Genomic DNA, 10,701 nt, shown 5'->3' on the forward strand with positions numbered 1-10,701 from the left:
CTACGTATCCGTCCGCTCCCTTGGCAGTTCGCCGCGAAGGGATCCGGCATCGAGCGCCAAATTTCCTGGTGCGCCCTGCGTTTTGCACCATCAGAACGCGTGCCGGATGCCGAAGTCGTATCCGGTCGAACTGCGTGGGGCGAATCCCGATATTCCGGCGCCTGTCGTGAGATACGTCACACCACCCGTCACAGCCCCCATGATCGCCGGATTGTTCTGCCCGTTCTTGATCCGGATCCGGGCTGCCGTCGCATACAGCGCCGTGCGCTTGGAGAGGTTGTAGTCGAACCCGATCGCAAGCTTGTTGACCGACGCATCACGCCGCGGTGTCAGCGGGGTCGCCAGCGGGCCCAAATCGTTGTCGAACTTGACGCGTGAATAGGCCGCCTTGATCAGCCCCGCACCGACGGGCACGGTAATGCCCACAAGACCGCCCTTGTACTTGTCCGAATCACGCAGCGTCAAGGAGCCCAGCACCGGCACCGGCGCGCTCGACAGCGCCTGGTCCCTGACCTGCGAGAGCTCACCGAAGATCTTCATGAAGCCGAAATCGTACGAAGCGCCGAGATTGATGGTCTTGATCTTCTCGCGCAGATTGACGCCGGTTGGCAATCCGACGGGACTCACGCCGGTGGTGTCCGCTGCCGTGCTCTCCCCGTAGGCCAAGGCGACATCGAACGGACCGGCCGCATAGCCCAGGCGACCACCGAAGTAGCGCCCTTTCTGGCTTGGACTTCCGGGCAGGCTGCTCTGCGAAACGTTCTCGTGCAAGGCGTACTGGAACTGACCATAGACGCCACCCAGATTGGGCGGAAGAAAGTAGCCGATGCTGTTGCTGGTGCGAAGATAGTTGTCGGAGGCCGCTACCGCGGAACCAGGGCCTCTTACTGTCTGCAAGTTGGTCCCCACGCTCGACACGACATTGGCGCCGACGCCGATCGTGCTGAACGGGCTGAACACCGAGTCGTTCCAGAAAGTCGGGGTGAAGTCGCGGCCCAGCCGAACCTCGCCGAAAGGGCCCGACAAGCTCACGGTGGACCTGCGAGCGAAACTTGCGATCGCGGTGGCACCGTTGTCCGGTGTCGTGCCGGCTTCCAGCCAAAAGCCGGCGGCAAGTCCACCGCCGAGATCCTCCGTGCCGCGGAAGCCCAGGCGGCTGTTGGAGGTCCCGCTGTTGGACAAGGCCGTCTGGCTCCGGGTGACGCTCGGCGATGCGATGGCGGGCGACGCCGTGTTGTTGTAGAAGTCGCTCCTGGCGCTGTAGTGGCTGACGCCGACGTCGACGACGCCGAAGAGTGTGACGGACGACTGGGCGGTCGCCGCGGTGGCGCAGGACAGCAGGCTCGCTGCCACGAGCGTGGTTCTGTTCATGGTCTGATCTCCTTGGGTGAAAGCGGTGCGCGGCGTCCGTGTCATTCGGGCTTGAAGCCGGCGCTCTTGAGCAGGTCGGCGCTTTGGGCCACGAAGCCGGCCACATAGCGTTTGAATTGCTCGGCGTCCTGGATCACCGGTTCGACGCCGAGGTTGGCCAGCGCGCCCGACCTGCCCAGCTCGGACATGGCGGCGTTGATCGCGCTGTTGAGCAACTGGACGCGATCGGCGGGCGTGCCTTTGGGGGCCCATACGCCATACCACGACCCGTACGTGAAACCCGGCAGTCCGCTCTCCTGCACCGTCGGGACGTCCGGCGCGAGCGGACTGCGCTTGGCGGCGCTGATGGCGATCGGCCGAACCCGCCCGGCCTTGGCCAACGGCATGACCGAGATCATCGAGTCCATCAAAAGCTGCACGTGCCCGCCCCCGACGTCCACCAGCGCGGGTTGCGTACCCTTGTAAGGGACGTAGGTGAACTTGACGTTGCCCTGCTTGGCCAAAAGTAGTGTGGCCAGGTGGCTGGGTGCACCCGCAGCGGGGATGGCCGCCGTCCACTTGTCCGGCTCTTTTTTCGCCGCGGCGAGCACCTCGGTGAGTTTCCGGGGCTCGAGCTGGGGCGCAATGACGAGCATCAGCGGTGCCTCGGCCACGCGCGCAATCGGGGAGAAGTCCGTTTGCGGGTCGTAGGGCGGCGTGCTCATGACCTCCTTGGCCAGCACGTGCGTCGCCGCGGAGAACAGCAAGGTGTAGCCGTCGGCGGGCGCCGTCTGCACAACCTTGCCGCCCAGCGAGCCGTTGGCCCCGGCGCGGTTCTCCACGATCACCGGCACCCCCGAGAACTGGGTCTGCAGCTGGTGGGCCAGCAGGCGCGCGATGTTGTCCACGCCGCCGCCTGCCGCAAACGGAACGACGATTCGGATCAACCGATCGGGGAACTTGGCGGTCTGGGCCCAGGCAGGCGCGACCGCGAGCACCGCGCATGCGGCCAGTACTTTCAGCGATTTCATGGAGTCTCCTTGAGTTGTGATGAGGGGTCCGGTGAAGACGCGGCAGGGCGCCTCTGCCGCCCACGTCGTTCGAAAACGCGCAGAGACTCGTCCATCGCTTCCGCGTCGACGCCTCGGGTGATGAAGACAATCCGGGTGCGTCGGTCCGGGCTCGGCCAAGCCGACAATGACACCGGTGGCTGGTACAGATGCTGTACGCCGTGAAAGACAAGCGGCTGCTCCGGCTGCTCCTGCAGATTGACGATTCCTTTCACACGCAGCAGGTCTTCACCCCGCATCGCGATCACCATGTCGAGCCAGGCATAGAAGCCGTCTCGCGGCAACGGATCGTCGCGAACTAGGACGAATGAGGTGATCCCGCCCGAATGGGGAGATGGCTCGCCTGAGGCGCCTGGGCCGCCGGTGACCGGCATCGGCCTGTAGAACAGCCCGCGCTCTGCGGGGACCGGCCGCGCGTCGTCCGCGCGCGTCTCCATCGTCTGCCGCAACACGGCCACGTGCACTTCGCGCTGCTGGTGCACCGTGCCCGTGGGATTCAGGCTCCTCACGCAGTCGAGCAACGCCTGCGATGCCGGTTCGCCCAGGAGGTCGGTCTTTGTGAGGAAGAGGTGGTCGGCCATGGCGATCTGCCGCGCGGCCTCCGGATGCCGATCCAGCGTGCGAAACGCCAGCACTGCGTCGACCGTGCAGCACACGCCCGCCAGCCTGAAGCGATCCTTGACGGCAGGCTCTCCCATCAAGGTCCGGAGGATCGGGGCCGGGTCGGCCAGGCCGCTGGTTTCGATCAATACCTGGCACAGCGCCGAGCCATCGGAGACGGCTCTCTCGACGAGTCCCACCAGCGCGCCGATGAGATCGCCGCGCACCGCACAGCACATGCAGCCGTTGGCCAGCAGGATGGTGTCTTCCGTCGTGTGTGCGATCAGGTCGTGGTCGATGCCGATTTCACCGAACTCGTTGACGATGACTGCGGTGCCGTGCAGATCAGGTTCGCGCAGCAGCTCGTTGAGGAGCGTCGTCTTTCCGCTGCCGAGGAATCCGGTCAGCACCGTCACGGGCACGCGCACCTGCCCGGGCTGGTCGGCTGCCAGCAGCGAGGAGAAGTGGCCGCTCATGACCCTGCCTGCTGTCGCCCGCCATGAAGCTCGGCGAAAGAGTTCAAGGTCCGTTCCAGCCTGGCCAGCAGCCATTCGCTCGCCTCGGCGGGAAACTCGTCGCGCTCGAGGTCTTCCAGGAGCTTCTGAAGCGGCAGACCGGTGGCTTCGGACGTCGGGCGAGCCCGGAAGAATTGCTCCACGTCGGCAACACCCGAGCGCAGGCCTTGATCCTCGAGGTAGTCGACGATGTCCAGTTCTCGACCTGCCCTTTGGAGTCCAGCGCAACGCGATAGACCCGGCGCGCCACCTCGCTGCTCACGTAGCCCTCGCGCACGTCCTCTGCGACCAGGTCGATATCCCGATCCAGCGGATCGCCGAAGCCGCCACCGCCGCCCGACAGCATCTTGTAGGCATCGCCGCGTTCCAGCCGCACGTTGAAGATCTTTGCGTTCAGGTGGTCGCTCTTCCATTCGCCCTTGTGCCGCACGGCCAGGCCGTTGCCCATGGCGTCTCCGCCGCCCTCCAGGCCCCATGGCTTGCAGTGGACACGGTCGATGCGGGTGGTGACGGTGAAGGGCGAGAGCGCCTGCACCACCATCTCCGCGCCCAGGCCGCCGCGGTACCGGCCGGCGCCGGCACTGTCCTGACGGATCTGGTACTTCTCGACCAGCACCGGGTACTTGGCCTCGAGCTGCTCGGTCGGGCTGTTGTGGGTGTCGCCGTCGTTGATGCAGACCGTGACCGAGACGCCATCTTCCGTCGACTTCGCGCCCCAGCCTCCGCCCAGCGGCCCGATGCCGACGATGAAGAGCCGCCCGTCCTCTGGCGAGATGCCGTGGATGTTGGGAAACACCAAGTCGGCGTGGTGGCCGGCGATGGAGCGATCGGGAATGGCTGGCGCCAGTGCCTTGAAGATCGTGTCGATCACCGTCATCGGGAAGGTCATCCACACCCGCATCGGGTACGGGCGCTCGGCACTGATCACCGTGCCCATCGGCATGATCACCTTCAGCGAGCGAAAGCTTCCGTCGTTGACCGGGTAATCGGTCGGCGTGGTCAGGCACTTGTAGGCCACCTGGGCGCAGGCGATGCCGGTGGTGAAGCCCGAGTTGTAGAAGCCGCGAACCTGCTTGCTGACGTCGGACAGGTCCACCGTCATCTCATCACCGGTGACGGTCACCTTGACGCGGATCGGGATGCGCTTGCCAATCTCGAGTCCGTCGTCGTCCATGAAGGACTCGGCCTCGTACACGCCATCGGGAATCGACAGGGTGTTCTTGCGCGCCACGGCCTCTGAAGAGTCCATGATCTGGCGGATCGAGCCGTTCACTGCATCCACGCCATAGCGCTGCAGCAGCTCCACGTAGCGGCGCTCGCCGGTGGTGATCGCGGTGATCTGGGCGCGCAGGTCGCCCAGGGCGCGATCGGCCAGCCGCACGTTCATCGCGATGATGTCGATCAGGTCCTGGTTGACGACGCCTTCGCGCTGGTACTTCATGATGGGGATCTGGATCCCCTCGCTGAAGATGTCGGTGGTGACGTTGCCGAGCGTGCCGCCCACGTCGAGCCAGTGCGCCATGCAGCAGGTGAAGCCTTCGAGCCTGCCCTCGTGGAACACCGGCATCGTGAACGTGAAGTGGTTCAGGTGGCTGCCGGTGGTGTAGGCGTCGTTCGTGACCAGGATGTCGCCCGGCAGGATGTTCTCGTAGCCGAAGTGCCTGATCTTCGCCTTCACCGTCTCGGACATGCCGCGGATGAACATCGGCAGGCCCAAGCCGATCGAGACCGTGTCGCCCTCCTTGGTGAAGAGCCCGACGGTGAAGTCCAGCGCCTCGTAGATGATCAGGTTGTAGGCGGTGCGCGTGAGATTGGTCTTCATCTCCTCCGTCACGGCGTACAGGCCGTTGCGAATGATCTCGACGGTGACCGGGTCGACCGCGGCCGCTGGGGTTTGGGGGGTGCTCATGATCGATCGCTCCCGATGGAAATTTGAAGGTTGCCGAGTTCGTCCACGCGCATCTCGTCGCCTGGCTGCATCACGGTGGTGGAGGCGTGCTCCTCGATCAGCGCGGGGCCGCTGATGACGTTGCCCGCGCGCAGCCGGTCGCGCTTGTAGATGGGCGTGTCGGCCCAGCCGCCAGAGCGGAAGTACACCGGTTTGACCGCACGCATTGCGGCCTTCTCGGGCTTGGACGACCCCTCGTCGACGCTGTGCTTGGGCGGCTTCTTCATGATGCCGAGCACAGTGACGCGCAGGCTCACCAGGTCCGCCGGCTCCTTCGGCGCCGACGTGCCATAGCGCACCTTGTGCAGTTCATCGAACTGCTGCTTGATCGCCGAACGGTCCTTGCCTTCGAAGAACGCCAGCGGAAGGTCGACCGTCACCGCGTGCTCCTGGCCCACGTAGCGCATATCGGCCGCGCGCTCGATCACGACGCCGTCCGCCTTCACGCCGGACTGCGCCAGCGCGGCGCGGCCCTCGTCTTCCATCGTCTTGTAGGCGGATTCGATCTCCTCGAAGGAGACGTCGTTGAGCTTGCGGAACACCGAGCGCACGTAGTCGTAGCGCAAGTCGGAGAACAGCATCCCGTAGGCCGAGAAGTAGCCCGGCGCGTACGGAATCAGCACCTTGCGGATGCYGATCTCGCGTGCAATCGCCGAGGCATGCAGCGGGCCGGCGCCGCCGTACACCACCATGGTGAAGCTGCCGGCGTCCAGGCCGCGCTCGGTGGTCACGGCCTTCACGGCGTGCGACATCTGCGTCACCGCGATGCGCAGGATGCCGTCGGCCGCCTCGGTCGGGTCCAGGCCCAGCGGGCCGGCCACGCGCTCGGCCATCTGGCGCTTGCAGCCTTCCAGGTCGAGCTTGAGTTCGCCGCCCAGGAAGTTGTCGGCGTCGAGCCGGCCCAGCACCAGGTTGGCGTCGGTCACGGTCGGCTCCTTGCCGCCGCGTCCATAGGCCACCGGCCCGGGAATGGAGCCCGCGCTCTGCGGCCCCACACGCAGCGCGTTGCCGGTCTCCACGCGGGCGATCGAACCGCCGCCGGTGCCGACCTCGTGGATGTCCATCATCGGAATCTGGATCGGCAGCGCGCGCTCGTAGCCGCCGATCAGCGCCGAGCCCGTCGTGAGCGGCCGCCCCTGGCTGATCACGCCCGCCTTGGCCGTCGTGCCGCCCATGTCGAAGGCAATCGCATCGCCCATGCCGAGTTGTGCACAGATCGCCTGCGCGCCGATCACGCCGGCTGCGGGGCCGGACTCCAGCATCCGGACGCAGCCGACGCGTGCATGCTCGATCGGAAACAGGCCACCGGTCGACTGCACGACGTAGAAGTCGCCGCCGAAGCCCTTGTCGGAAAGGTGCGTCTCGAGCTGGCCGAGATATTCGGAGACACGGGGCCCGACGTAGGCGTTGGCCACGACCGTGGAGACGCGCTCGAACTCGCGGTATTCCTGAGAAAGCTCGTGCGAAGCGGAGACGAAGGCGCCCGGCAGTTCTTCCTGCAGGATCTGCTTGACGCGCTGCTCGTGCGCCGGATTGCGATACGAGTGCAGCAGCAGCACCGCCACCGCTTCGATGTTCTGGCTCTTCAGCTCGCGCGCCAGTTCGCGCACCGCGCCCTCGTCCAGTGGCTTGTGCAAGCTGCCGTCGGCGCGCAGGCGCTCGGTCACCTCGAAGCGCAGCGAGCGCTTGACCAGCGGCTGGTGCTTGTTGAAGAACAGGTTGTAGGCATCGGGACGGTTGACGCGGCCGATCTCGTAGATGTCGCGAAAGCCTTCCGTGATCAGCAGGGCCGTGTTGGCGCCGGTGCGCTCCAGCAGCGTGTTGATGGCAATGGTGGAGCCGTGCAGGAACAGCTGCCCGTTACGCACATCGATGTCGGCGCTGTCCAGCGTGGCCTGGATGCCATTGACGAGCTGGCCGTGGGTCGAGAGCGCCTTGCCGAACAGCAGCTTGCCGGTGGCCTCGTCGAAGGCGGCCATGTCGGTGAAGGTGCCGCCGATGTCGACCGCGATGCGCAGATTGGGGGTGGAGGGGGTGGCCATGATGTGTCGCGGCGCTTCAGGCTGCCGTTCCGATGCGGTTGCGCAGGATGCCCAGGCCGGTGATCTCCACCTCGACCACGTCGCCTTCCTTCATGTAGAGCGGCGGCTCGCGGCGGTCGCCGACGCCACCGGGCGTTCCGGTGGCAATCACGTCACCGGGCGACAGCGGTGTGAAGCGGGAGATGTACTCGACCAGGACAGGGATGTCGAAGATCAGGTCGTCGATGCTTGCCTGCTGCATCACGTTGCCGTTGACGCGCGTCTCCAGCGTCAGCCTGGTGACGTCCGGCACCTCGTCGCGGGTCACCAGGTACGGGCCGAACGGGGCGGTGCCCGGAAAGTTTTTGCCCGGCGTGAATTGATGCGTGTGGCGCTGCCAGTCGCGCACGCTGATGTCGTTCAGGCAGGCATAGCCCGCGATGTGCTCGAAGGCCTGCGCCTTCGGGATGTGGCGGCCACCCTTGCCGATCACGAAGGCCAGTTCGCCTTCCCAGTCGAAGCGCTCAGAAAAGGCCGGACGCAGCACCGTGTCCTCATGCGCTGCCAGCGTGTCGTTGAAGCGGATGAAGAGCGACGGGTATTCGCTGTCCGGGCGCTTGGTCTCGGCCACGTGGGTCTTGTAGTTCAGGCCCACGCAGATCAGCTTGGGTGGGTTGGGAATCACCGGAAGCGCGCGCACGGCGCTGGCCTGCACGGCGCTGCCGCTTGCCGCGGCCGCCTGCGCGAGTTCGCGCAAGGCATCGGCGCGCAGCACCGACACCAAGTCGGGATGGCGGCCGAGGAAGTCGGCCGGCGGCAGTTGGTAGCGATCTTCCTCAACCACTCCGTAGGTGGCCTGTCCGGCGTGTGTGAAGCTGGCGAGTTTCAAATGAGTCTCCTTGGATTCGTCGCTGCGGTGCTTGCCCGAAATGAGCAGTTCGCATCAGGTACAGCCAATGTAAAAATCCTTAAGCCATCCGCATAGATAGAATTCCGAGCAATCAGATTTGCCTTATTTGGCATAACTCACACGGGTAATCCCTATGGACGTCGCGACCGTCAGGCTCTTCCTGGAAGTGCTGGAGGCTGGCAGCCTGAGCAAGGTGGCGGCCCGCCGCCAAACGGTGCAATCGCACATCAGCCGCCAGATCAGTGACTTTGAAGCGGGGCTCGGCGGCCCGCTGTTTCGGCGAACAGGCAGAGGCGTCGTGCCGACCGAACTGGGAGAGCGCGCGGCAACGCGGCTACGGTCCTGGCTGCTGGAGACGGACCGTTTGTCGGAGGAACTTCGCGAGGAATCAGGCAAGTTGCTCGGCGAGGTCCGCCTGGGCGTCATACCTTCGGCAGCCCATCCGCTGATGACGCGACTCTTTGAACGCCTGCAGGTCGAGCATCCAGGCATCCGCCTGAACATCGCCGAAGCTCAGGGCACCGAACTCAACACGATGCTCGACAGCGGTGCCGTCGACATGGCAATTCTTTTTCGGTTCAATCGCCCGAGCGGTCACGAAGAAAGGCTGCTGAGCGTTGCACATACCTATCTGATCTCCGCCCCGGGGGACGAGCTCACGAAGGAGGCCACGGTCAACTTCTCGCGTCTGTCCGGTCTGCACCTCGTGCTGCCTCGACGTCCCAGTCACTGGCGCAACGCACTTGACGAAGCAGCCCGCAGCTTGGGCTTCGCCCTGGTCCCAGTCGCCGAAGTGGATTCGTTGACGATGCAAAAGGAACTGGTGGCGCACACGCCGGGGCTCTATTCGATGATGGGGCCGTACTCAATTGCCGAGGAACTCCGACGGGGTCGCCTTCAGGCCAGCAAACTCGTGAAGCCCGATCTCTTCCGCCATGTGACCTTGGCGTTTCCGAAGCAGGGCAAGCTTTCACCCGCGTGCAGGAGGGCCGCCGAGATCATCCAGCAATTGGTCGGCGCCTGGGGCAGTCAACTCACCGAGCCAATAGCCGGTGATGAATCTGGACACGCACCTGCAAAATAGTGTGCCCTCGGCCCAGGCGAGGTGCACGCCACCATCAGGCACCGGCCAACCGGCCATGCGCTGTAGCCATCTGAGATCGAGGCGGGACCAGGGATGCCAGGTACAAACGATGACCACTTTCACTCTTTCGGCCGAATGGCGGAATCAGCCGCACCAGCAAGTTCGGCATAAGCATCGCCAGGCGCGCGTTCCAGGACTCGCCGGCCCTCACGAAGAGCTCCAGGCGCGGTTTGTCAAGCGCCCGCAGCACGACCTTCCCGACTTCGCCAGGCATCTGCGGTGGGTCCATGAATTGCATCTTGTTGCCGTCTTCAATCGCCTCTCGCATCAACATGGGCGTTTCGGTCGCAGTGCGCGCACGGCGGAAAACGAGCAGATCGCGCGGGCGAATACCGACTTGGCACGCGCGGTTAGCCAGCAGATCGATAGTACGGCTGCCCTGGCCGAGCACATCATCTCGGGCCTCGTCTTCGAACTCGAGCGCGCGGACATCACGACCGACTCCCTGCAGCGTCTTCAGCACGATCCGGTGGTCAAAACCTTCTGCGACTGGTTGCTGGAACAGGGCACGGGCGTTGACGGCGCCGCGACAGCCTAGCTCTGCCGCGGCGTCATCCGCGGCTGTCGGTCAATGCCTGAAGACTGAGGTGTACGAGCGCGCCTGCTGTGGCTCGAACTCGCTCATGGGGTGAGGTGCGTCAGCCCATCTGCCTCTCGGAGGCAACGGAAGAAAGTGCTCGCCCCGAACTGCGGGGTGAGCGGGGCAACGCTGAGCATGCCGAATGGACACTAGGATCTCAGTTCACGGAAGAGGTCGCGCCCGAGCACGGCGCTGGCGGCCACCAGACCGCCGACCATTGCACCACTGACGCCCGCGGCCGCCACGTCTTGGCCACTGAAGTACAGGCCCTTGACCGGCGCGTGAGCGCCCATCCAGCGCTGGGCAAAGCGCCGCGGCGTCTGTTCGAAGCCCATGAAATTGCCTCGAGTGCGATTCAAGAAGTGATTGAAGCTCAGCGGTGTGGCCAGTTCGGCATGGGCAACTCGCCCTCGGAGCTGCGGGAAGCGGCGAAAGGCCTCAGCGAGCAAATGCTCAGTCAATTGAGCCTTCATGTCGTCGTACTCGGCACCACGGCGCATCCATTCAGTGCCAGCAAAGCGCTCGAAGACGGACCAATCAGTGAGGCCGCAAACGTCCATGGT

8 protein-coding genes and 1 pseudogene are annotated in these 10,701 nt (G+C 65.0%); 2 read left to right on the forward strand and 7 right to left on the reverse strand.

Annotated elements, in window-relative coordinates; all coding sequences use genetic code 11:
- Positions 1-90: 90 nt before the first annotated feature.
- The 6 genes from AC1DOC_RS15625 to AC1DOC_RS15650 are packed head-to-tail and all read right to left on the reverse strand — an operon-like array spanning position 91 to position 8,393.
- The gene (locus AC1DOC_RS15625; protein ID WP_015865993.1) at positions 91-1,371 is read right to left on the reverse strand and encodes a porin; all 1,281 of its coding nucleotides are present in this window, start codon (positions 1,369-1,371) and stop codon (positions 91-93) included.
- A gap of 41 nt (positions 1,372-1,412) precedes the next feature.
- Positions 1,413-2,381: a tripartite tricarboxylate transporter substrate binding protein gene (locus AC1DOC_RS15630; RefSeq protein ID WP_015865994.1), complete on the reverse strand. Its 969-nt coding sequence runs from the start codon at positions 2,379-2,381 to the stop codon at positions 1,413-1,415.
- Positions 2,378-3,496, reverse strand: coding sequence for a CobW family GTP-binding protein (locus tag AC1DOC_RS15635; RefSeq protein ID WP_015865995.1), 1,119 nt, complete (start codon positions 3,494-3,496; stop codon positions 2,378-2,380). The genes AC1DOC_RS15630 and AC1DOC_RS15635 overlap by 4 nt, the downstream gene beginning before the upstream one ends.
- A gap of 43 nt (positions 3,497-3,539) precedes the next feature.
- The gene (locus tag AC1DOC_RS15640) at positions 3,540-5,444 is read right to left on the reverse strand and encodes a hydantoinase B/oxoprolinase family protein (protein WP_478130048.1); all 1,905 of its coding nucleotides are present in this window, start codon (positions 5,442-5,444) and stop codon (positions 3,540-3,542) included.
- Positions 5,441-7,525 carry a hydantoinase/oxoprolinase family protein gene (locus tag AC1DOC_RS15645; protein ID WP_478130049.1) on the reverse strand — a complete coding sequence of 695 codons (2,085 nt, stop codon included), beginning with the start codon at positions 7,523-7,525 and terminating at the stop codon, positions 5,441-5,443. The genes AC1DOC_RS15640 and AC1DOC_RS15645 overlap by 4 nt, the downstream gene beginning before the upstream one ends.
- Before the next feature lie 16 nt (positions 7,526-7,541).
- Positions 7,542-8,393, reverse strand: a complete 852-nt coding sequence (locus AC1DOC_RS15650) for a fumarylacetoacetate hydrolase family protein (protein ID WP_015865999.1) — start codon at positions 8,391-8,393, stop codon at positions 7,542-7,544.
- Positions 8,394-8,547: 154 nt separating this feature from the next.
- Here AC1DOC_RS15650 and AC1DOC_RS15655 point away from each other — a divergent pair, with 154 nt between their 5' ends.
- Both AC1DOC_RS15655 and AC1DOC_RS15660 read left to right on the forward strand, forming a co-directional pair.
- A complete protein-coding gene (locus AC1DOC_RS15655) occupies positions 8,548-9,498 on the forward strand; it encodes a LysR family transcriptional regulator (protein ID WP_015866000.1) in 951 nt (316 codons plus the stop codon).
- 109 nt (positions 9,499-9,607) lie between these two features.
- The gene (locus AC1DOC_RS15660) at positions 9,608-10,096 is read left to right on the forward strand and encodes a hypothetical protein (protein ID WP_478080478.1); all 489 of its coding nucleotides are present in this window, start codon (positions 9,608-9,610) and stop codon (positions 10,094-10,096) included.
- 191 nt (positions 10,097-10,287) lie between these two features.
- Here the strand turns inward: AC1DOC_RS15660 and AC1DOC_RS15665 are convergent.
- A pseudogene (locus AC1DOC_RS15665) lies at positions 10,288-10,701 on the reverse strand (phytoene desaturase family protein); the annotation flags it as partial.

This window comes from Variovorax sp. 01T439_2 (genome assembly GCF_056398445.1).